At 45.4% G+C, this 21094-nt stretch carries 23 protein-coding genes; 17 read left to right on the forward strand and 6 right to left on the reverse strand.

Annotated elements, in window-relative coordinates:
• Positions 1–122: 122 nt before the first annotated feature.
• The 7 genes from EIZ58_RS18875 to mnhG are packed head-to-tail and all read left to right on the forward strand — an operon-like array spanning position 123 to position 5886.
• Complete coding sequence (locus EIZ58_RS18875) at positions 123–2540, forward strand: Na+/H+ antiporter subunit A (RefSeq protein ID WP_134702422.1); 2418 nt, start codon at positions 123–125, stop codon at positions 2538–2540.
• Positions 2527–2952 carry a Na(+)/H(+) antiporter subunit B gene (locus EIZ58_RS18880; protein WP_134702423.1) on the forward strand — a complete coding sequence of 142 codons (426 nt, stop codon included), beginning with the start codon at positions 2527–2529 and terminating at the stop codon, positions 2950–2952. Before EIZ58_RS18875 ends, EIZ58_RS18880 begins: the two co-directional genes overlap by 14 nt.
• Positions 2952–3290: a Na(+)/H(+) antiporter subunit C gene (locus tag EIZ58_RS18885; RefSeq protein ID WP_134702424.1), complete on the forward strand. Its 339-nt coding sequence runs from the start codon at positions 2952–2954 to the stop codon at positions 3288–3290. Before EIZ58_RS18880 ends, EIZ58_RS18885 begins: the two co-directional genes overlap by 1 nt.
• Positions 3283–4761, forward strand: a complete 1479-nt coding sequence (locus EIZ58_RS18890) for a Na+/H+ antiporter subunit D (RefSeq protein WP_134702425.1) — start codon at positions 3283–3285, stop codon at positions 4759–4761. Before EIZ58_RS18885 ends, EIZ58_RS18890 begins: the two co-directional genes overlap by 8 nt.
• A gap of 6 nt (positions 4762–4767) precedes the next feature.
• Complete coding sequence (locus tag EIZ58_RS18895) at positions 4768–5244, forward strand: Na+/H+ antiporter subunit E (RefSeq protein WP_134702426.1); 477 nt, start codon at positions 4768–4770, stop codon at positions 5242–5244.
• On the forward strand, positions 5244–5528 hold the full coding sequence (locus tag EIZ58_RS18900) for a Na(+)/H(+) antiporter subunit F1 (RefSeq protein ID WP_134702882.1): 285 nt from the start codon (positions 5244–5246) through the stop codon (positions 5526–5528). The genes EIZ58_RS18895 and EIZ58_RS18900 overlap by 1 nt, the downstream gene beginning before the upstream one ends.
• Positions 5506–5886, forward strand: coding sequence for a monovalent cation/H(+) antiporter subunit G (mnhG, locus tag EIZ58_RS18905; protein WP_240689181.1), 381 nt, complete (start codon positions 5506–5508; stop codon positions 5884–5886). The genes EIZ58_RS18900 and mnhG overlap by 23 nt, the downstream gene beginning before the upstream one ends.
• A gap of 51 nt (positions 5887–5937) precedes the next feature.
• Here the strand turns inward: mnhG and EIZ58_RS18910 are convergent, their stop codons facing one another.
• Positions 5938–7290, reverse strand: coding sequence for a uracil-xanthine permease family protein (locus EIZ58_RS18910; protein ID WP_134702427.1), 1353 nt, complete (start codon positions 7288–7290; stop codon positions 5938–5940).
• A gap of 8 nt (positions 7291–7298) precedes the next feature.
• Positions 7299–7862, reverse strand: coding sequence for a bifunctional pyr operon transcriptional regulator/uracil phosphoribosyltransferase PyrR (pyrR, locus tag EIZ58_RS18915; protein WP_134702428.1), 564 nt, complete (start codon positions 7860–7862; stop codon positions 7299–7301).
• A gap of 297 nt (positions 7863–8159) precedes the next feature.
• Between pyrR and EIZ58_RS18920 the strand changes: the two genes are divergently transcribed.
• From EIZ58_RS18920 to hutH, 4 genes are all read left to right on the forward strand, one after another.
• Positions 8160–9332, forward strand: a complete 1173-nt coding sequence (locus tag EIZ58_RS18920; protein WP_134702429.1) for a M20 metallopeptidase family protein — start codon at positions 8160–8162, stop codon at positions 9330–9332.
• A 19-nt stretch (positions 9333–9351) separates the two neighbouring features.
• The gene (locus tag EIZ58_RS18925; RefSeq protein ID WP_134702430.1) at positions 9352–10545 is read left to right on the forward strand and encodes a M20 metallopeptidase family protein; all 1194 of its coding nucleotides are present in this window, start codon (positions 9352–9354) and stop codon (positions 10543–10545) included.
• A gap of 16 nt (positions 10546–10561) precedes the next feature.
• Entirely contained in the window at positions 10562–10816 is a 255-nt protein-coding gene (locus tag EIZ58_RS18930) for a YuzB family protein (RefSeq protein WP_134702431.1), read from the forward strand.
• A 91-nt stretch (positions 10817–10907) separates the two neighbouring features.
• Positions 10908–12386, forward strand: a complete 1479-nt coding sequence (hutH, locus tag EIZ58_RS18935; protein WP_134702432.1) for a histidine ammonia-lyase — start codon at positions 10908–10910, stop codon at positions 12384–12386.
• A gap of 244 nt (positions 12387–12630) precedes the next feature.
• On the opposite strand, the gene EIZ58_RS18940 is transcribed toward hutH, so the two are convergent.
• From EIZ58_RS18940 to EIZ58_RS33530, 3 genes are read right to left on the reverse strand one after another with little or no spacing between them, the layout of a single operon-like run.
• A complete protein-coding gene (locus tag EIZ58_RS18940; protein ID WP_134702433.1) occupies positions 12631–12966 on the reverse strand; it encodes a copper amine oxidase N-terminal domain-containing protein in 336 nt (111 codons plus the stop codon).
• Entirely contained in the window at positions 12938–14059 is a 1122-nt protein-coding gene (locus tag EIZ58_RS18945) for a phosphodiester glycosidase family protein (RefSeq protein ID WP_134702434.1), read from the reverse strand. The genes EIZ58_RS18940 and EIZ58_RS18945 overlap by 29 nt, the downstream gene beginning before the upstream one ends.
• Complete coding sequence (locus EIZ58_RS33530) at positions 14056–14232, reverse strand: hypothetical protein (RefSeq protein WP_167577795.1); 177 nt, start codon at positions 14230–14232, stop codon at positions 14056–14058. The genes EIZ58_RS18945 and EIZ58_RS33530 overlap by 4 nt, the downstream gene beginning before the upstream one ends.
• Positions 14233–14393: 161 nt before the next feature.
• Between EIZ58_RS33530 and EIZ58_RS18950 the strand changes: the two genes are divergently transcribed.
• The 6 genes from EIZ58_RS18950 to EIZ58_RS18975 all read left to right on the forward strand — a co-directional run bounded on the left by EIZ58_RS18950 (position 14394) and on the right by EIZ58_RS18975 (position 18761).
• The gene (locus EIZ58_RS18950; protein WP_134702435.1) at positions 14394–15323 is read left to right on the forward strand and encodes an RluA family pseudouridine synthase; all 930 of its coding nucleotides are present in this window, start codon (positions 14394–14396) and stop codon (positions 15321–15323) included.
• Between the two features lie 42 nt (positions 15324–15365).
• Positions 15366–16622: an HD domain-containing protein gene (locus EIZ58_RS18955; protein ID WP_134702436.1), complete on the forward strand. Its 1257-nt coding sequence runs from the start codon at positions 15366–15368 to the stop codon at positions 16620–16622.
• Between the two features lies 1 nt (position 16623).
• A complete protein-coding gene (locus EIZ58_RS18960) occupies positions 16624–17124 on the forward strand; it encodes a YwgA family protein (RefSeq protein WP_134702437.1) in 501 nt (166 codons plus the stop codon).
• A gap of 17 nt (positions 17125–17141) precedes the next feature.
• A complete protein-coding gene (locus EIZ58_RS18965) occupies positions 17142–17642 on the forward strand; it encodes a YwhD family protein (protein WP_134702438.1) in 501 nt (166 codons plus the stop codon).
• A gap of 186 nt (positions 17643–17828) precedes the next feature.
• On the forward strand, positions 17829–18473 hold the full coding sequence (locus EIZ58_RS18970) for a GntR family transcriptional regulator (protein ID WP_134702439.1): 645 nt from the start codon (positions 17829–17831) through the stop codon (positions 18471–18473).
• A gap of 33 nt (positions 18474–18506) precedes the next feature.
• Positions 18507–18761 (forward strand): hypothetical protein, encoded by a 255-nt coding sequence (locus tag EIZ58_RS18975; protein WP_240689183.1) that lies wholly within the window; start codon positions 18507–18509, stop codon positions 18759–18761.
• Between the two features lie 128 nt (positions 18762–18889).
• Here the strand turns inward: EIZ58_RS18975 and EIZ58_RS18980 are convergent, their stop codons facing one another.
• Positions 18890–20935 carry a transglycosylase domain-containing protein gene (locus EIZ58_RS18980; protein WP_134702440.1) on the reverse strand — a complete coding sequence of 682 codons (2046 nt, stop codon included), beginning with the start codon at positions 20933–20935 and terminating at the stop codon, positions 18890–18892.
• Between the last annotated feature and the right edge of the window lie 159 nt (positions 20936–21094).

Consider the following 21094-nt stretch of genomic DNA (forward strand, 5'->3'; position numbering starts at 1 on the left):
CCTATTTATAATATCCGAGTAAAAGGGGAGGATTCAGCGTACGATAAGGTGAAATAGCAGAGGTTTTCGTATATAATGCTATTGTATGCATTATGTTCCATCGGAAAAGGGAGGTTTTCGTTTTGGCGTGGTTGCAGCTTGCCATTTTATCACCATTTTTGCTGGCTATATTTGTACCCTTTCTGTATAAATATGTAAGGCAAATTCATACCGGGTGGTTTGTTCTTATCTTGCCCCTTGTTCTCTTCACATACCTTGTACAATTCCTTCCAACGGTTTCGAGGGGGGAGAGTATTCAACACACGATAGAGTGGATACCCTCACTAGGTATTAACTTCACCGCTTATGTAGATGGATTAGGTCTTCTTTTCGGTCTACTGATTACAGGTATCGGGTCCTTGGTCGTGCTCTACTCGATTTACTACCTGTCTAAAGAAAAAGAAGCTCTAAATTCCTTTTATGTGTACCTATTGATGTTCATGGGTGCGATGCTCGGGGTTGTTTTATCAGACAACTTGATGGTGTTGTATGTGTTCTGGGAGTTAACGAGTTTAGCTTCGTTCTTGCTTATCGCCTATTGGTACCAACGTGAAAAATCCCGATACGGTGCGCAGAAATCTATGCTTATCACTGTTTTCGGTGGATTTGCCATGTTCGCAGGATTCATTTTGCTCTTTTTGATGACGGGTACGTATAGCATTCGTGAAATTATCACCCAAGTCGCAACGATATCGACTCATGAGTTGTTTATTCCGGCTATGCTGTTAATTTTGCTGGGCGCTTTCACCAAATCAGCTCAGTTTCCTTTCCATATCTGGTTACCTGATGCGATGGAAGCTCCCACCCCTGTAAGTGCCTATTTGCACTCAGCAACCATGGTTAAAGCGGGGATTTATTTAGTTGCCAGATTAAGTCCTATTTTTGCGGGGCAGGCAGAATGGTTCTGGCTCGTGGCTGGGTTTGGGATTGTGACGTTATTCTGGGGCTCCTTCTCCGCAGTGAAGCAAACGGACTTAAAGTCCATTCTCGCCTTTTCAACCATAAGTCAGTTAGGTTTAATTATGTGTCTACTTGGATTAGGTTCCGCAGCCGTGCATTTTGGCTATGACAAAGAAACCGCTTTGTACACCACAGCTGTTCTGGCAGCCGTATTCCATTTAATTAATCATGCCACCTTTAAAGGTGCCCTCTTTATGGTCGTGGGGATTGTAGATCATGAAACAGGAACAAGAGATATCCGCAAGCTAGGCGGTCTCATGTCCCTTATGCCGATCACCTTTACCCTTGCCATTATCGGAACGTTTTCCATGGCAGGCTTGCCGCCTTTCAATGGGTTTCTCAGCAAAGAGTTGTTTTTCACAGGTGTTTTAAATGCGAGCCAGTTAAATCTATTTGAAATGCAGACGTGGGGGATGCTGTTCCCTGTTTTAGCATGGGTAGCAAGTGTGTTTACTTTTATCTACAGTATGGTGCTGGTGTTTAAGACTTTTACAGGGAAGTACCAGCCCGAAAAATTGGACAAAAAGCCACACGAAGCTCCTATCGGAATGCTCATTCCTCCCATTATCTTGGCATCCCTTGTCGTGATTTTCGGGATTTTTCCGAACTTGTTATCCTATTCGCTCATCGAACCAGCGATGGCCTCGATTATCCCAAGCGTGTTAGGTCCAGAGCAACAATTCTACGTCAACATCTATCACTGGCATGGCTTGACTACAGAATTGTATATGACGATTGGGGTTATTGCATTAGGGACGATCTTGTATTTAAGCTTAAGCAAATGGTCGGGCATCTACAATTGGTTCCCGAAAAAGCTCGCGCTGAACCATTTTTATGATCATGGTCTAATTTCGATGGAGAGAGTAGCCAACAAAATTACTCGTTTCCACATGACGGGCTTGATTCGTGACTATTTAGTTTATATCTTTGCGTTTCTTATCATCGTGATTGGTGGAGGATTGTTTACCCTTAACGCCTTTACCTTTGATTCATCTACAACGGCACCGATTGGTATTTATGAAGTAATTTTGGCCCTCATCATGGTGGTAGCTGCTGTTGCCGTTCCCTTTGCTCAATCTCGGATCACGGCGATCTTATCGGTGGGTATTGTAGGGTTTATGTTGGCTATGTTCTTTGTTGTATTTAGAGCACCCGACTTGGCTTTAACCCAGCTTATCGTTGAGACGGTTTCAGTAGCCTTGTTCTTGCTTTGCTTCTATCACTTGCCAAAGCTAAAGAAGGAAATATCACCCGTTCCTTTTAGAGCCACCAATTTCATGATCTCCTTGGGAGTGGGATTGGTGATGATGTTGGTTGCCTTCTCGGCCATCGGCAATCGTCTATTTACTCCGATCTCGGAATATTTCCTTGAAGCCAGCTATACGGAGGCGGGGGGAAGGAACGTGGTTAACGTTATCCTGGTTGACTTCCGTGGGTTCGATACGATGCTGGAAGGGTTAGTATTAGGAATTGCAGCGCTGGGTGTGTACTCCCTCATTAAGCTGCGTTTAGCAAGGAGGGAAGATCTTGAAAACCAATGATGTCATTCTACAAACGGTAACACGCACCGTTTCCTTTATTATCTTGCTGTTTTCCATTTACTTGTTCTTCGCCGGACACCATAATCCCGGCGGAGGATTCATCGGCGGACTCATGACGGGGGCGGCTCTTGTATTGCTCTATATCGCTTATGATATTAAGACCATGGCGAAAGTTCTCCCGATCGATTTTAAAAACATGACCGCATTAGGACTACTGATTGGAGTTTCGACTGGGTTAGGATCTTTCTTATTTAACGTTCCTTTCCTGTCTCATTCGTTCGGCTACTTTTATCTGCCTTTTCTAGGGAAGACAGAGCTTGCCACAGCGGTCCTGTTTGACTTAGGAGTATATCTGACGGTTGTAGGGGTCACCATGACCATTATCCTAACGATTGGGGAGGACAATGAATAATGGAGATCTTAATGTCCGTTGTTGTTGGAATTTTATTTATGGTTGGGACCTATTTGATCTTAACGAAAAGTTTGTTGCGCATTATTTTGGGAACAGGAATTATCAGCCACGGGGTTCATTTATTGCTGCTTACCATGGCTGGACTCAAGACAGGGGCACCCCCTCTGTTAGGAGAGAATGCAGCACTTTATACCGATCCACTTCCGCAGGCTTTGATATTGACGGCCATCGTTATCAGCTTTGGTGTAACAGGATTCTTTTTCGTCTTGGCTTACCGGGCATATAAAGAGCTGGGGACAGACGATATGGATAAGTTAAGGGGAAATGATCATGAATAACCTTGTAGTACTGCCTATTGTTCTTCCTATCATGACAGGTATCATTCTCATCTTTTTCCGAAACCAAATCGGATTGCAAAGATGGATTAGTTTTATTTCTTTATTGTTTTTCATTGGTCTGGCAGCAAATATGGTACAGTTGGTCTATGTGGATGGCATTCAAACCCTCTACCTAGGGGGCTGGCTCCCTCCCTTCGGGATCGTCTTGGTAGCGGATATGTTCGCTAGCTTACTGGTCTTGACCACGGCCATCGTAGCGCTAAGCTGTCTGTGGTTCTCGTTTCGTTCCATTGGAATCGAGCGGGAAAAGCATTACTATTATCCCTTCTTTCATTTCTTGATTGCAGGGGTATCCGGATCGTTTTTAACCGGCGATATTTTTAACCTTTTTGTTTTCTTTGAGGTCATGCTGATTTCTTCCTATGTTTTAATTGTTTTGGGAGCAACTAAAATACAGCTGAGAGAGACGCTGAAATATCTCTTGGTTAATATCGTTTCTTCCGCTTTATTCGTAGCTTCTGTTGCCTTTTTGTACGCCATCACGGGTACCTTGAACATGGCTGACCTATCAGTTCGTGTCGCTGAAGTGGGACAGACTGGACTGTTAAACGTTGTAGCCTTACTGTTCTTGATTGTGTTTGGACTCAAGGCCGGATTATTTTTATACTTCTGGCTGCCAGGTTCTTATAGTGCGCCTCCTACCCCGGTGGCTGCTCTGTTCGCAGGTCTTCTAACGAAGGTGGGGATCTACGCCATTTTCCGTACCTTTACGCTCATCTTCTACCATCAGCCTGGGATTACGCATGAGATCATGGCTTGGATGGCAGCGGCGACGATGATATTGGGTGTGATTGGGGCCATTGCGTTTAGTGATATACGCCAGGTATTAGCTTTCAATGTGGTAGCTGGGGTTGGTTTCATCATATTTGGTCTTGCTGCCTTTACTTCAGCGTCATTCCAAGGTGCCATTTTCTACCTTATTCATGACATGCTTGTAAAAGCCCTTCTGTTTTTACTAGGCGGAGCCGTCATTGGCATTGCCGGAACGAGCAACCTCAAGCAAATGGGAGGTCTCATTAAGTACCATCCTTCACTTGGCTGGATGTTTTTTATTGCCGGCCTCGCATTGGCTGGAGTCCCTCCATTAAGCGGATTTATCGGGAAGCTGCTGCTTGTTCAAGGAGGTCTTACGGCTGAATTCTACTGGATCACAGGGATTAGTTTAGCAACCAGCTTGTTGATTCTCTACTCGATCATCAAGGTGTTTATGCACGCATTCTGGGGCGAAACGAAGCTAAGTCCAAAAGAGGAAAAGGGTTCAGAAAAAGGGTTATTGGCTCCTTGCGCGGTCCTCGTGTTTCTTTCTTTCGCTCTAGGATTAGGAGCGGATTATCTCTATCCGTATATTGAAGTTGCAGCAGAAACATTGATGGATCCTTCTATCTATATTCAAGCGGTATTAAAGGAGTAGATAACTATGGCTGTTCAAGTCTTGCTCAACTTCACACTCGCCTTCATCTGGATGTTTTTGAACCAAAGCTGGACCCCGGTGGACTTTGTCATGGGGTATATCGTAGGACTGGCACTGATTTTTGTTCTTCGTCGGTTCCTGTTAACCCCGTTTTATTTTCAAAAAGTGATTGCCATCACGAAACTAATTTTGATATTTATTCGAGAACTGATTTTATCGAGTGTAAGTGTCATCAAGCTGATTCTCCGTCCAAAAATGGATTTTCGCCCAGGCATTTTTGCCTTACCGACGGATCTGAAGAGCGATTGGGAAATTACGCTGCTGGCAAGTCTGATCTCGTTGACGCCGGGAACGTTATCCTTAGAGGTATCTCCGGAGGGTAATGTGCTGTATATTCACGCGATGGATTTACCTGATACAACGGAAGCAATTAATCAGATCAAGGATACTTTTGAAAAAGCGATCAAGGAGGTGACACGGTGATGTTTGAGACGTTGATTACCCTATCTCTCGTCCTCATCTCCCTTTCGATTTTGGGTACTTTGTATCGATTATTCTGGGGTCCTTCGATGCCGGACCGAGTCATAGCTGTAGATTCCGTTGGGATTAATATTATTGGGTTGGTCGCGATCGTATCCGTTATGTTAAATACGCAAGCCTTTTTAGAAGTTATCCTGTTGATCGGTATTCTCGGCTTTATTGGGACCATATCCTTCGCAAAGTTCTTAGAAAGAGGTGAAGTCATTGAGCGCGATCGAAATCGCTAAGATTGTAGTTGGTGTTCTTCTGCTGATCGGCTCATTGCTGAGCCTGCTGAGTACGTTTGGACTGTTGCGTCTACCGGATATCTATAATCGAACCCATGCGGCTACGAAGGCCGCGACCCTAGGTACAGTATCTATTCTTGTAGGTGCGTTTATATTCTTCTATGCCGTAGATGGGATCGTAAGTGCCAAGCTTCTTCTGGGGATACTCTTTGTATTCATCACCGCTCCAGTAGCTGGACATATGGTTGGCCGTGCGGCCTATAGGACAGGTGTACCGCTATGGGAGATGTCGATTAAAGATGACCTCAAGCGTGATGATATGAAGAGGACGAAGAAGTTGAATAAGAAGGCGAAATAACGTAATAAAAAACGAGCAATCAGCCAGCTGGCTATTGCTCGTTTTTTGTTGTTAAGAAGCTTTATTTTCTTTCTCAATCTCACCAAATGCGGTTTCTTTCCCTGGCAGAATGGCGTGTAGCAAAATACCGAGGAAGGTCGCCATCGCAATATTATCGATGGTGAGGTTAGCAATGATATTATGAATCGTAATATCGTGAATTTCAAGTTTAAAGCCACCGATTCCGGTAACTAGGATGATAGCAGCAATCACCATATTGCGTTTGTCCGCAAATTCTACTTTATGCTCGACATACATCCGAACTCCCTGGGCAGCTATGATACCAAACAAGATAATCGTAACTCCTCCGAGAACAGGCTTAGGGATCGTCATTAAGGCTGCGCCAATCTTTCCTACAAAGGCGAAAATGATGGCGAACACGGCAGCTAGTCCGATCACATTACGGCTAAACACACGAGTGATGGCTAATACCCCGATGTTTTCCCCGTAGGTTGTGTTAGGGGGTCCACCGATAAAGGCGGCTAAAGAAGTCGCTAGACCGTCTCCTAAGAGGGTGCGATGCAGTCCTGGTTCTTTCATGAGATCGCGGTCCATGACGCGACCGGTCACAAGCAAGTGTCCAATGTGTTCCGCTAAGGTCACAAAAGCGACGGGTACAATAACTAAGGCTGCGAACCACGCGCTTGAAGAGCCAAAAGCTCCAATTAGCTGCGTAGTCAGAAGATGGTTGGTGAACATGTCACCAGGAGTGATAAACCACTGCGCGTTGGCGATGGAAGCCAGATCAATCCATTCAGGGAAACGAATCAAGGTATAAACATAGCCGGTAATCATGCCAGTAAGAATGGGAATAACGGATAGGAAGCCTTTAAAGAAGATCGTCGCTACAACTGTCGTGATTAAGGTGATAAACGCGACTTCTACAGCTGCAACAGAATATTCCGGTGTTTGGACTAAAGGATTGTAAATCGCCCAATTCACAGCGACTCCAGATAAGCTGAGCCCGATGACGATAATGACGGAACCGATCACCATAGGAGGTAACAGTCGGTTAAGCCAGGCGATGCCTACCTTTGAAACAATTATTGCTACGATCACATAGACGATACCAGCCAGCAAACAGCCGAGCATGGCTGCTCCAGGTCCCTCACTAGCGGATACGGTGACGATGGGACCAATAAAGGCAAAGGATGACCCTAAATAGTTGGGAACAAGTCCTTTGGTTAGGAAGATAAAAAGCAAGGTTCCAAGGCCACTAGACAAAAGAGCAGCTTGAATGTCCAGCCCGGTAATGAGGGGAACTAAGACGGTCGCCCCGAACATGGCGAACAAGTGTTGCAAGCTTAAGGGAACCAGCTTTTGTATCGGTGGGGTTTCGTGAACGTCAATAAAATCTTTAGCCATGGGTTGGTTTAAGCCTCCTCTATTTTTTCCTGGATCGTGACACGCTCTTGTTGATCAATTTCCTTCAGCTCGACAACAATGATTTCCGCTCGGGAAGTAGGGGCGTTCTTCCCTACAAAATCAGGCCGAATGGGCAGTTCACGGTGACCTCTGTCAATCAGCACAGCGAGTTGTATCATTTGTGGTCGGCCGTTGTCCATGAGGGCATCAAGAGCAGCTCGAACCGTACGCCCAGTAAACAGAACATCATCTACAAGAATCACTTTTTTATCGGTTATATCTTCAGTAAAAACGATATCTTTTCTATCAGGTTGCAGTTCGGACGGAGTGCGGTCGTCACGGTAAAGAGTAATATCTAGCTCTCCCACGGGAATAGCCTGTCCTTCAATGTCTTGAATGCGCTCCGCTAGTCGATTAGCTAAATATACACCGCGGGTACGTATCCCAATCAGCACACAATTTTGAATTCCTTTATTGCGTTCGATAATCTCATGGGCAATCCGGGTCAAAGCTCGTCGCATCGCTGCTTCGTCAAGAAGGACACTTTTTTCTTGAAGCTTCTGTGTTTTCATAGTTTCCACCCCTAAGGTTATTCAGGTTTTATTATGTTCTATTTGCGGAGAGATTAATAAAAAGCTTCATTTAACGCAAAAAAAATTCCTTGCCATCAACATGACAAGGAATGAAAGCGCACAAAAATAAAGGATCATCAACCCATCCTACAATCCGCTTACCTTGTCAGCCTCACGGGACTGAATTTAAAGGCACTCTTTAAACCAATTTATTATGGCATGTGGGGAAAAGGTTGTCAATAGATTGAAATATGCTATGATGAAAATAAAATCATGAACGGAAAAGGATGATCACGTATGCTGGATCGTTTGACTAGAAGACTTCAAGAGATCTATCCAGACCTCGTAGAGATACGCCGAGATTTTCATATGTACCCTGAGCTTTCTTATCAGGAGGAGAATACCCCTCGAAAAGTAGCCAACTTCCTGTCGGCTTTGGGTTTAGAAGTACGAACGGGTGTAGGGGGAAGAGGAGTAGTAGGAACCCTGCGCGGAGGCAAGCCAGGTCCCACCATTGCGCTGCGGGCTGATTTTGACGCTTTGCCGATTCAGGATGAGAAGCAGGTAGATTATAAATCTCGTATTCCTGGCGTGATGCATGCGTGTGGACACGATGTACATACCACCACCCTATTGGGAGTGGCTAAAGTCTTGGCAGAAGTTCGTGAGCACTTAGCCGGTACTGTCGTCTTTATTCACCAATTTGCCGAAGAGGTGGCCCCTGGCGGTGCTATACCTATGATCGAAGATGGTTGTTTGAATGGGGTAGATGTGATTTACGGAGCCCATGTCTGGTCCGGAATTCCCATTGGACAAGTAGGCGTGACCTACGGCTATATGATGGCGGCCACAGACGACTTTGAAATCGAGATTACAGGAAAAGGAGGGCACGGTGCGACCCCTCATTTAACGGTAGATTCGCTGGTTACAGGTAGTCAGCTTGTCCTTAATCTCCAACAAATCGTCAGTCGTCGGGTAAACCCTTTAAAACCAGCCGTTCTAACCGTTGGTTCCTTTGTGAGCGGAAATGCTTATAATGTCATCCCCAACACAGCCAAGTTAATGGGCACGGTTCGTACCTTTGACGAAGACGTGCGCGACCTTATGGAAGAGGAATTAAAGGCAGTGACGCAAGCCACCTGCCAGGCTGTAGGGGCAACGTCTACGATTCACTATCACAGGGGCTATCCAGCCGTTTGGAATCACGAGGAGCCGACTCGAGTGGTCGAGTCCCAAGCCAAAGAGTTATTAGGAGATGATCAAGTCTTCCGCATGGAGCCGATCATGGGAGGGGAGGACTTTGCCTATTATCTGCAGAAGGTACCGGGATCCTTTTTCTTCGTGGGAGGAGCGAATCCAGAAATAGGAGCGGAATATCCGCATCATCACCCTAAATTTGACGTGGATGAGAAGGCGATGCTGGTGGCAGGTCAAGTCTTCTTATCAACCGTATTGCATCATGTAGGGTAAGAGGAGACAAAAGAAAAAGATGGGGAACAACCTACTAGAACAAGCCAACCGGTTAAAAGAGCAAGTGATTGCTTGGCGTCGTGATTTTCATCAGCATCCAGAGCTCAGCTTTGAGGAAGTTCGGACTTCCCAGGCCGTGGCGAAACACCTGCAAAATTTGGGCTTGGAGGTTCAAACCGGAGTAGGGCGCACGGGAGTGGTGGGTGTCTTGCGAGGGAAGGAACCTGGTCCGACCATTGCCTTGCGTGCAGATATGGATGCCCTGCCGATGCAGGATCAGAAGAATGTAGCGTATCAGTCAACGGTACCCGGTAAAATGCACGCGTGCGGCCATGATGCTCATACCAGTATAGTAATGGGGGCAGCTCAATTTCTTACCCAAGTAATGCCGCCCCAAAAAGGGAATATTAAATTTATCTTTCAACCTGCTGAAGAAGGTGGAGGAGGAGCCCGCGTCATGATGGACGATGGTGTTCTGCAAAACCCGAAGGTTGATGCCATTGCGGGTCTTCATGTTTTTCCCGCTGTTCCGACTGGAAGCATTACGGCAGTTAAAGGTGTAGGCTGTGCAGCAGCCGATTTTATTGGAATGAAGATCATGGGAAAAGGCGGCCATGCCGCGCACCCACATACAGCCGTAGATTCCATTACCGTCACGGCTCAAGTGATTACGGCTCTGCAACACATCGCAAGCCGACAGGTCGATCCATTAGATTCAGTTGTCATTACCATTGGGACAATTAACGGCGGAGCGGCAAACAATATCATTGCACAAGAGGTCTCCTTGACAGGGACGGTTCGCACGCTTAATCCTGCTTTGCGTGAGCAGATGCCAGGAAAAATAGAACAAGTGATTAAAGGCGTAACGGAAGCAATGGGGGCAACCTACGAGTTTACATATGAAATGGGCTATCCCTCCATCATTAACGATGACCAGATGGTGGAACTCGTGTTGCAAACCGCGGACCAAGTTTTAGGGCAAGGGAAATGGTCGCTGGTGAAGCCTTCCATGGGGGGAGAGGACTTTTCATACTACACTCACGAAGTACCAGGGGTGTTTTTCCGTTTAGGGGTTGGTAATCCCGAAAAAAATACAACCTATCCACTTCACCATCCTTTATTCGATGTAGATGAAGATGCCCTTCCAATAGGCATTGCCCTATTGTCTGCCACGGCCCTAAATTATTTAAATCGAAACACGGATGGTCAATAGAGAAAGGGTTATATACATGTCAAATGAATTTCGAGTCTGTGATGAATGTCGAATGACAAATGTAAAAACGCTGCTTCCCAAGTTAAGAAAGCTTGATGCAGATGCCGAGATTAAATTGGGCTGTCAATCCTACTGTGGAATTGGATATAAGAAAAGTTTTTGTATTGTCAATGGCAAGCATGTGACCGCACTAAGTGAAGATGAACTCCTTGAGAAAGTCGAAAAAATCGTCAAGCGAGCCGCAAGAAAACAGGCAAGTACGACAACCTAATTGCATACCATGGAGTAAGGGGGGACTACCGGAAACGCATGTTTCTATGAAGTAGGCCCCTTTTCTTATCCTTTTGAAGGAGAGGACAACATTGACGGTACGCCTGGACGGCAATCAATTAACCTTAGATCAAGCGGAACGTGTAATATTGGGCAGAGAGAAAGTGGAGCTAACGGAGCAGGCCTGGATGAATCTAGGCAAGAGTCGCAGAGTGGTGGAACGGAGTATTGAGGAAGGTCAGGTTATCTACGGAGTGACTACAGGTTTTGGCAAGTTTAGCGAAGTTATTATTTCCCGGGAATACTTAGAGCAGCTTCAGCTGAATTTGATACGAAGCCATGCCGTGGGAGTAGGTAAACCTTTTGATGAAAGGGTTAGCCGGGCCATGCTGCTTCTCCGTGCGAATGCTTTGGCGAAAGGGTTTTCTGGCATCCGCAAGGAGACGATGGAGCAGTTGTTGAGCTGTTTAAATAGGGGGATTCACCCTGTAGTTCCTTCTCAGGGTTCATTGGGAGCGAGTGGAGATTTGGCTCCTTTATCCCATCTTGCCCTTGTTTTGATAGGAGAAGGAGAAGCTTATGTACAAGGGAAAGTAATGTGTGGAAAGGATGCCTTGCAAGTGGCAGGCTTACAACCTATTAGCTTAACGGCTAAGGAAGGCTTGGCATTAATCAATGGAACTCAGGCCATGACTGCGGTGGGCCTTCTTGCGTATTTGGAAGCTGTCAAGCTTGCTGATAATGCAGATCGGACAGCAGCCCTAACCATGGAAGCCCTGAGAGGGATTATGGACGCTTTCCAAGAGGAGGTTCACCAGGTCAGACCTTATCCGGAACAGGTGGAAGTGGCTAGAAGGATGAGAGAATTGTTAGAAGGAAGCCGCCTCGTGACGAAGCAGGGAGAGTTGAGAGTACAAGATGCTTATTCGCTAAGGTGTATCCCCCAGGTTCATGGTGCCACTCGGCAAGTGCTCCATTATGTTAAAGAAAAATTGCTAGTTGAAATGAATGCTGCAACGGATAATCCCCTCATTTTTTCTCACAATGGTACCGTCATTTCCGGAGGGAACTTCCATGGACAACCGATGGCGTTTGCTATGGATTTCCTGGGAATAGGGATGGCGGAACTAGGAAATATCTCGGAGAGGCGAATTGAACGGCTTGTTAATCCTCAGCTTAATGATTTACCCCCCTTTTTGAGTTCTGATCCTGGCTTGCAATCCGGACTCATGATCCTTCAATACACCGCTGCCTCCCTTGTTTCGGAAAACAAAACACTCGCCCACCCTGCCAGTGTGGACTCGATCCCATCGTCCGCTAATCAAGAAGATCATGTCAGCATGGGAACCATCGCTTCCCGACATGCCTATGAAATCATTCAAAATGTTCGTCGCGTGTTAGCCATTGAAGCCATTTGTGCAGCGAGGGCATGTGACTTCCGGGGAATTGAACGACTCGCCCCGCTGACTCGACAGTGGTATGAACAAATTCGAGAAGTGGTGCCTAAATCGATGGAGGATCGATCGCTGTCTAAAGAGATTGAAGAGTTGGCGGAGAGGATGATGGGGTAGAAGAAGCAATAGTCGTGAAATTCCGGTTAAATGGACTGGAGGGTGAGTTGAGGGGAGAAATAATCGGAGTAGCTCCGACTAATCGGTCGGGAAAGCCTCAAATTGCAGGGTTTCAGCTGAATTAGTCGTAAATCTACGGTTAAAATGGGCCTGAAAGGAGCCAATTTGGGAAATAACCGTAAATCTACGACTATAATCCTCAGCTTGTTGGGAGGGCGAGTTGAAGGGCAGTCTTACGGCTAGTTCACTCTGCTGTAATCTTCACTAGGAGAGCTTTACTATCCCACTCAACTCTAGCTCCCATCGCTTCGCTGACAAAACGAGCAGGAACCATCATTCGACCATTTACGGGTTGAGCTGCCACGTCTAACGGTACCCATTGATCATTGACCAACGCTTCTTTAGCCCCTTTTCTCAGGGTGATCATGAGTTCTCCTTTAGTAGCTATAACGGTCTCGGTTTCTGCCTGCCACTGAACCTCTGCTCCCAAGGCCTCGAATATTCCCCGCAATGGCACGAGCGTCCGGTTTTGAACCATCATCGGAGGTTGATCATATCGCTGAGGTACTCCGTTGATCATATCGCTGAGGTACTCCGTTGATCATCACTTGGATCGCTGGAGCTTGTATCTTTTCTTTCTTCACCAACACCAAGCTATTACTTAGGAGTCTACCTGGCTTTGTCAGGTATTTTCCGTTGTAGTACAACCCAGAAGATGCCCCACCATCCAGATTCATTGCTTCTGTTAAGCCTAGTTTAATCACCAGTTGGGCTAATTCCTTCATCGTCACGTTGGATACGGTCCCGAAGAGAATCGTTTGGTCTGCCTTCATCCCAATGAAGCTCCGTTGACCGGGGTTTTTAGTGATTTTGTCTTCCGTAAACCCAGCAGAGTCTAACGATATTTTCCCGTTCGTCACTAGCTTCGGTCCCGCGCTCAAAAGATGCTGGGGAGAGCCGATCCCATCCGGATAGACCACTTGGTAAGATACGGTATCTCCCACTTGAAAACGTTGAAGCTGATCTTGGTTTGTTGGATTAGATCCGTAAGCAATCACAAATCCTTTGGCGGGAATGGTTGCTTTATTTTTGGAGATCGAGGTCACCTTACCATCATTTACGACCACAAACGAAAATTGAGGAAAATCAAGCTGGGCACTCCGATAGGAAGGTGTAAAAATCACAATTTCATCTTGAGATGTTGGTGCATGATTAATGAACCAGGCATACCAATTATGAGGCCATACCTCTGAACCATTGATGCTGCCTCGAATGGCGATACTTTTCGTTGCGTCAAACCATAATTCGTTTTGTTGAGTAATGCCTAACGCAACGGGTCCCCCTCGAAAGTGCTCCATTCTTTGGTTTATGGCAAGAGCACCTAACGGCTGAAGATCCTTGGTATCATAAGGATTAAAGAAAGTACCATTAATCGCTGCGACAGCTTGGTTACGCTGGGCCATCTTGGCTAACTCTTCTGTCAATCCTACTTTATTATGGGCTAGGACAGGTTTTAGTTCGAGCGGTTCGGAGGGATGAAACAAAACATAGGTGACGGCCTTTTTCCCGCTTGATAGGGTGACGGACGTAGTTTTGGACTCTAGGGCTGAAACAGGGGAGGAAGCCACTAGTAAGGATAAGCTGAGAATACAGGTGAGGATGAGCTTCTTCATATGGCAACAATATACATCAACTGCTGGAGGCGCTGCTCGACTAGTTGTTTCTTTTGCTTGATTTCAAACTCTTGTTCAGGATGACTTTCCATTAAGCGATTTAGAGATTTTAGTTCTGCATATAACTTAGAAAAATCGTCGATATTATTGATTCTTTTTGTATAGGGATCCATAGATGTCCTCCAAAATTTGCTGTCAGACCTATATTGTAGCCCGGTTGGCGAATTTAGGCAATGACAATATGCGCGAAAATTCGACTTTTTTCTCTAGTTTGTAATCCTTGGCCGAACAGGTGATAATAGACATAGCTACATTATTGCTAGAGGAGGAAGCCATGACTATTAAGCCCAAGATCAAGGGGAATTGGCTGGAGCTTACCATTGAAGCTCCATTAGAAGGAAAGACTTTAGAAGATATACTTAAACAAGACTTGTTTATTTCCGGCCGGATGATTCAGCGGTTAACGCGTCAGAAGGGGCTATTTTTAAATCGTAAGGTTCCATTTTTAAAGAAGAAAGTAAAAACAGGTGACTTCTTGCGGGTGCTTGTGGGAGACAAGGAAGAAGGAAGCCTGGTGCCGGAGAATATCCCTATCGATGTGGTGTATGAGGATGAAGAGGTCCTGGTTGTCAATAAACAAGCTGGATTGATCGTGCATCCGATTAAGCCTGGACAAACAGGAACGTTGGCACACGGAATTGCGTTTTATTGGCTAAGTAAGGGAGTAACAGGTAAAGTTCGGCCTGTTCATCGTCTAGATAAGGACACCTCAGGTCTCCTGTTGATGGCCAATAATAGTTACATTCATCAATTATTAGATCGTCAATTGAGAGAGCAAACCATCAAACGGACCTATTTAACGATCGTTCATGGTCGCCTGGCGGAAAAGAAGGGAACCATCCGTGAGCCGATTGGACAAGATCCACAGCATCCCGTGAAAAGAAAAGTGACGCCAAAAGGGGAAGAAGCCATTACTCATTATGAAGTGGTAGAAGAGTTTCAGGAGGCTAGCTTGGTAAGCGTGGAATTGGAAACGGGTCGTACGCATCAAATACGCGTTCACTTTGATTATCTAGGTCATCCGGTGCTGGGAGATTCGCTCTATGGGAAAAAGCATCCTTGGATCCAAAGGCAGGCCCTTCACGCCCACCGACTAGAGTTTCTTCATCCTTTCCGGGAAGAGAAGCTAAGCTTTGAACAGCCTGTGCCTGAGGATATGAAGAAATTGCTGGAAAAGCTAAAGGAATCCATACCCAGCGTGTAGAAAAACTAAAGAATAGGAAGACAAGCTGGACGGAGGATGACCATGACAGCTCCCATTCTTTTAGACGAAGAAAAAGTGTTTAAAGACCCTGTACATAAATATGTACATGTCCGCTACCAGATTATTTGGGATCTTATCAATACACCAGAGTTCCAGCGGCTTCGCCGCATCCGACAATTGGGCACATCCTTGTACACGTTTCACGGAGCAGAGCACAGTCGGTTTAACCATTCATTAGGCGTGTATGAGATCATGAGGCGAATGATCTCTAAGTTTCATTTATCCGAGGATGAGGTCTTGCTTTGCCTTTGCTCGGCTTTACTCCACGACGTAGGACATGGTCCTTTTTCTCATTCCTTCGAGAAGGTATTTAAGACGGATCACGAAGAGTGGACACAAAAAATTGTAGAAGGCAATACTCAAATCAATCAGGTTCTTAAACGATTCTCCGATGATTTTCCCAAGAAGGTGTCCGAAGTCATTGGCAAGACCTATCCTAATAAGCTGGTCGTCAGCTTAGTGACGAGTCAAATTGACGCTGATCGTATGGATTACCTGCTTCGAGATGCTTATTATACCGGGGTTAACTACGGAAATTTTGATATTGAGCGGATTCTGCGTTTGTTGCGCATCGTAGACGATCAGGTCGTCATTAAGTACAGCGGGATGCATGCCGTTGAGGACTATATACTGTCACGCTATCAGATGTATTGGCAAGTTTACTTTCACCCCGTAACAAGAAGTGCGGAAGTCATCTTGCGAAAAATTTTTCAACGGGCCAAAGAGCTTTACCAAGGAGATTATACGTTTCGCATTTTCCCCGAGCCTATGCTTCCCTTCTTTAAGGAAGGGAAGATTTCCCTGAAACAGTATTTGGACTTTGATGAATCAACGGTATTATACTATATTCATGAATGGTGCAGGGAAAAAGACAGGATATTGTCCGACTTGTGCGAGCGCTTTCTTCACCGGAGACTTTTTAAATACATAGAGTATGACCCGAACGATTACCGAATGTGGTCAGACTTGGAGGCGCTCTTTGTAAAGGATGGGATTGATCCTCGCTATTATCTTGAATTTGATTCCCCATCGGATTTGCCTTATGATTTCTATCGTCAGAGTGAAGAGGAAGAGAGAATGCCGATTCTTCTTCTTATGCCGAACGGAGATTTAGAAGAGCTCTCAAGAAAGTCAGTGATTGTACAAGCCATTTCTGGGAAACGCAGATTTGACCATAAGTTGTATTACCCAGAAGATCTGGTGACAGATGCGATCCGCAAGCGTATAGGGGGGAAGTAGGTTGTTGCAAGAACATGCCAAGGTGCTCTACTTGCTGGAGCAGGCAGGGGAAGTTGTGGGGCGCAAAAAACTGCAAAAGATCGTTTATATTACGCAGAAGCTGCAGTATGATTTTAATCAGAAGTTTCAGTTCCACTTTTACGGCCCCTATTCAGAAGAACTAACGCTCGAAGTCGAAGAGTTATGTCAATTTGGGTTTTTACAGGAGATCCTAGAGGATAAAGGAAATTACAATGTCTATCGCTATAGGATTACGGATAAGGGCAAGGAATTTCTCCATCATGTGAAGGCGGATGTAGGGAATCTTTCGCCTGTCTTGCATAAAATGAACCAATCCAGCGCACGGTTTTTAGAACTGGTCTCTACCGTTCTTTTCTTTGAAAAATTAAGTAAAGCGGAAGTAAGAGAAAAAATTCAAACGTTAAAAGCGAAGTCGAACTACTCGGATGAAGAGATTGACGAGGCTTATACATGGATCACGGAGCTTCAAGCATTAGTATAAAAAGGAGATGAGGATCAATGGACTTGTTGAATAATAAGAAAAAAGGGATCGACTTAAATATTATCAGCAACACCAATACGCATGGGGGATTCGGTGCTGGGATGATTAATCTTAGCAATGTTTCCGCTGTGATCATTGAAGGCGACGAGGCCTACATTGACATAGGCGCTCTTCATGCCAAAAGTAAGGTGGAAAAAGGAATCAAGTTCTCTACGGATAAGAATGACGTGCCCAACGGGAAAAAATGCTTTATCGTTTGGGTGGCCGCTGATCGTAATGAGAAGGGAGCTTATTATGCAGGAGTAGCTTCTTGTGAGATGTTGGTTGATCGTGAAGCACGCAGAGGATGGAAGATTCTCGCTGATCACGTCAACCGAATGGATGGCGCCATGAAGCGCAAGATTCTTCTTGAAAATTTAGATGAAAAAGAAAAAGCTTCGCTCAAAAAGCTGCTTGTCGAAAACAACCCGGCGATGTGGGAGAATTCATCCGACCTTCTAAAAGAAGCTTTAAGCTAAAACAAAATAAAATATGAATTTTTTTGGGAGAGAATTGTCTCCTGATCTAAAAAGTTGTAAACTTAGATATGTTGTTTACACACTGAAACAACAGGACGAGTAAAAGGAGCAGAGTTTCTGCTCCTTTTATTTAACTATTATTATCTAAAAAATTAAAATACTACCTACCTGTTAGGAGTCCGGCTTATGAATAAGAAGCATATAGATAATAACGCTCTCTCGAATTTGATCAAACAAAGCATTACAGAAGATATTATCTTAGGCAAGATTCAGCCAGGGGAAAAGCTGATTGAAACGAAATATGCCGAAGAGTTTGGTACAAGCAGAGCTCCGATCCGTGAAGCTTTTTACCTTCTCACGCTAGAAGGCTTTGCCCAGAAAATCCCGAGAAAAGGGACCGTCGTTCGCGGGTACACGGCGGAAGAGATAAAGGATTTGTTAGAAATTCGGATTTTTCTAGAGAATCTTGCCGTCGAGAAGCTCGAAGGAAAAGATATTACATCTTATCTAGAGAGAATGAGGGAAATTATGAGTCAAATGGAGGGTCAAGTCGGGAGTGATTATACCAAGTTAAATTATGAATTCCATTATCAACTCATTCTCGCTTGTGAGAGTGAAGTGATTAAAAATATGTACTCCCGTTTAGGCACGCCTCTCTTATCGGTTCAAACGATGGCCTTTATTGAAGAACAAGACATTAGAAGATCTTTAGCTGAGCATCGGGAAATTGTCCAATTGCTGCAGGACGACCGCATCCAAGAAGCGAAAGCCCTGTTAGATGCCCATAACCGAACGGTCTTCCCTCGGATTTCTAAGTACGTAACAAAATAGGGTTGACATATTTTCACCGCGAGGAGGAACACTATGGTTATTCCGATCGGTGAGGTGAAAACAATGAACAATAATCAAGATCATTTTGCGCGCCATGGAGGCGTCCATTTCTCTAATAATGTCGCACCTGAACAAATTAACGACTTTGTCCGCCAGCTTCCAGCGGGGAAGAGAGAAAGTTTATTTGAGGTATTGCAGCAGCTACAGCAAAATGGCCTTATTACCATCCATAATGACCATGTGTTTACAGATGGAGAAGGAAATTTGGGTGGAAGTGAAGAGTGTTAAAAGAAAAAGAGGGCTGATGAGCCCTCTTTTCTTCTACTTAGAAATAAGTGATTGATATATCGTTGAGATTGAGGGATATATCCAGAAGTTTGATGGATAAATCTCAAAACTTGATGGATATAACTAACCTACCAATCAAACAACCTTTTCCAGAACGATTTTTCTGGCTCATTCCTAGCTTCATTCGCGGGTTGCTCAGGGTCCACGCCAGGTGGTAAATGCTCCGTACAATATTCTGTAGGTTCCGTTCCAGTAGAGAAATAAACGAGCTCTTGAACCGGACAGTGAGCGGTTGCCAATTTCCCATTCTGCGGATTGATATAAACGGATTGGACGCCATCTGGAACTTCAAACAAGGACGGTGGACGATCGGCCAAAGCATTTTCCATAAACTCCGCCCACAACGGGACAGCTAACCGAGAATCATCAACGGGATCCATCTTGGTTCCTTCGTCATAACCTGTCCATACGGCTAGCGTAAGCTGAGGTGTAAAGCCAACCAGCCAAGAGTCATAGTCGGTGGTTCCTGTTTTTCCCGCCACCGGACGGTTCAATTGCGCGGAAACACGGTGAGCGGTTCCCCCTTCCTCGAATACCCCCTGCATGAGGTGCGTCAGCAAGAACGTGGAAACAGAGTCTGCGACCGGTGTCCGTAAGCCTTTTTCCTCGACGATCACTTTTCCCTCTTGATCTTCAATGCGTACGATAGCTATCGGTTCGACCTTTTCTCCTAGATTCGCAATCGTGGAGTAGGCAGTAGCCATTTCCATTGGTGAAACGGGAACGGTTCCTAGAGCAAGAGAAGGGATGGCCGTCATCTTACTCTGGATGCCAAGTCGTTGGGCGGTTTCCACCAGCTTGTCTTCACCCAGCAGCATATGCGTCTTGACGGCATAAATGTTATCTGAACGAGCGATGGCTTGATGGAGATTAATAAACCCGTTAGGATAAGAATCCCCGAAGTTTCGCGGTACGTATTCCTGATTGTTTCCGTAGGTAAATACCGTGGGTTCACTTTTGAGCTCAGACAAAGGAGTAAATCCATTCTCGAGTGCAGCCAGGTACAAAAAAGGCTTGAAGCTTGAACCAGGCTGACGTTTCGCAAACACTCGATTATATTGGCTTTCTTTGTAATCACGGCCCCCAACCATCGCTTTGATCGCCCCTGTGTGAGGATCCATAGCGACTAAGGCGGCTTGCAGGGGACGATCCTTCGGCAAGTACTTCTCTACCGTTTGTTCTGCTTTTTCCTGCATGACCGGATCTAGCGTCGTGTAAATTTTGAGTCCCCCGTGGATCAGTTGCTCTTCAGAAAGCTTATACTTTTCTTTGACTAGAAAGGTAATATAGTCTCGAAAGTAGGGTGCCATCACCCTTTGAGAAGAAGGGACTAATCCCGCAAGGTGAAGCTCTTGCGCATGGGCTTGATCGGCCTGTTCTTTTGTAATAAAGCCTTGGTCTACCATGGCATTTAAGACAAGACGTTGACGCAGCTTGGCTTGGTCAAAATTCAGATAAGCCGAGTAAATGCCAGGCCCTTTAGGCGTTCCTGCAAGCAAGGAGGCTTCGGCTAGAGTCAGCTCGCTCACATCCTTGCCGAAATAAGTTTTGGAGGCGGCTTGAACGCCATAGGCTGCATGTCCGTAGTAAATTTGGTTTAAATATAGCGCCATTAATTGATCTTTGGTGTAATTCAGTTCAAGCTGAATGGTCAGAATGGCTTCCTTGATTTTACGCTCCCAGGTTTTATCTAGGGTCAAGTAGAGGTTTCGGGCTAGCTGCTGGGTAATGGTACTAGCGCCTTGAACCTTGGCCATATGCTGGATGTCCACAACGATCGCTCGAGCTAAGCGAAGAAAGTCAAAGCCCACGTGGCTATAAAAGTTTTTATCCTCAATGGCGATCGTCGCCTGGATCAATTCGTTGGGGATTCTCTCGAGCGGAACCACCGTGCGATTTTCTCCGCCAAACAAGGTATCAATCACTTCCCCGTTTTCTGCATAGATGGACGTGGTCTGCTCTATGAAAGAAGGTGGAAGCGGCTGAGATCTCAGGTAAAGAAGAGTAAAAGTTAAGAGAATGGCAGAAACAAAAAGAGCAACAAGAGCTAGCATAAACAGCTTGCGAAAATAGCGAAAAATCCGAAGCAACGGGATGTTGCGTATGACTTCCAAAAAGAACTCCCCCCTTCTCATTCCAATGAACATATCTATCACCAGTATGGGGAATTCTATTAATTCTTATACTTCTATTGCATCCAGAGGACCGACCGAATATAATGTAATTTGTTGTTTGAAAAGGTATGGATATTCTTCTCAAGATAGACAAACACT

The organism is Ammoniphilus sp. YIM 78166 (assembly GCF_004522215.1).
GTDB lineage: Bacteria > Bacillota > Bacilli > Aneurinibacillales > RAOX-1 > YIM-78166.

Excerpts from the sequence above, each read along its gene's own strand:
- EIZ58_RS18885 (WP_134702424.1), top strand. The coding sequence starts at position 2,952 with ATGGAGATCTTAATGTCCGTTGTTGTTGGAATTTTATTTATGGTTGGG.
- EIZ58_RS18890 (WP_134702425.1), top strand. The coding sequence starts at position 3,283 with ATGAATAACCTTGTAGTACTGCCTATTGTTCTTCCTATCATGACAGGT.
- EIZ58_RS18895 (WP_134702426.1), top strand. The coding sequence starts at position 4,768 with ATGGCTGTTCAAGTCTTGCTCAACTTCACACTCGCCTTCATCTGGATG.
- EIZ58_RS18900 (WP_134702882.1), top strand. The coding sequence starts at position 5,244 with ATGTTTGAGACGTTGATTACCCTATCTCTCGTCCTCATCTCCCTTTCG.
- EIZ58_RS18910 (WP_134702427.1), bottom strand. The coding sequence starts at position 7,290 with ATGGCTAAAGATTTTATTGACGTTCACGAAACCCCACCGATACAAAAG.
- pyrR (WP_134702428.1), bottom strand. The coding sequence starts at position 7,862 with ATGAAAACACAGAAGCTTCAAGAAAAAAGTGTCCTTCTTGACGAAGCA.
- EIZ58_RS18920 (WP_134702429.1), top strand. The coding sequence starts at position 8,160 with ATGCTGGATCGTTTGACTAGAAGACTTCAAGAGATCTATCCAGACCTC.
- EIZ58_RS18925 (WP_134702430.1), top strand. The coding sequence starts at position 9,352 with ATGGGGAACAACCTACTAGAACAAGCCAACCGGTTAAAAGAGCAAGTG.
- EIZ58_RS18930 (WP_134702431.1), top strand. The coding sequence starts at position 10,562 with ATGTCAAATGAATTTCGAGTCTGTGATGAATGTCGAATGACAAATGTA.
- EIZ58_RS18940 (WP_134702433.1), bottom strand. The coding sequence starts at position 12,966 with ATGATCAACGGAGTACCTCAGCGATATGATCAACCTCCGATGATGGTT.
- EIZ58_RS18945 (WP_134702434.1), bottom strand. The coding sequence starts at position 14,059 with ATGAAGAAGCTCATCCTCACCTGTATTCTCAGCTTATCCTTACTAGTG.
- EIZ58_RS33530 (WP_167577795.1), bottom strand. The coding sequence starts at position 14,232 with ATGGATCCCTATACAAAAAGAATCAATAATATCGACGATTTTTCTAAG.
- EIZ58_RS18950 (WP_134702435.1), top strand. The coding sequence starts at position 14,394 with ATGACTATTAAGCCCAAGATCAAGGGGAATTGGCTGGAGCTTACCATT.
- EIZ58_RS18955 (WP_134702436.1), top strand. The coding sequence starts at position 15,366 with ATGACAGCTCCCATTCTTTTAGACGAAGAAAAAGTGTTTAAAGACCCT.
- EIZ58_RS18965 (WP_134702438.1), top strand. The coding sequence starts at position 17,142 with ATGGACTTGTTGAATAATAAGAAAAAAGGGATCGACTTAAATATTATC.
- EIZ58_RS18970 (WP_134702439.1), top strand. The coding sequence starts at position 17,829 with ATGAATAAGAAGCATATAGATAATAACGCTCTCTCGAATTTGATCAAA.
- EIZ58_RS18975 (WP_240689183.1), top strand. The coding sequence starts at position 18,507 with ATGGTTATTCCGATCGGTGAGGTGAAAACAATGAACAATAATCAAGAT.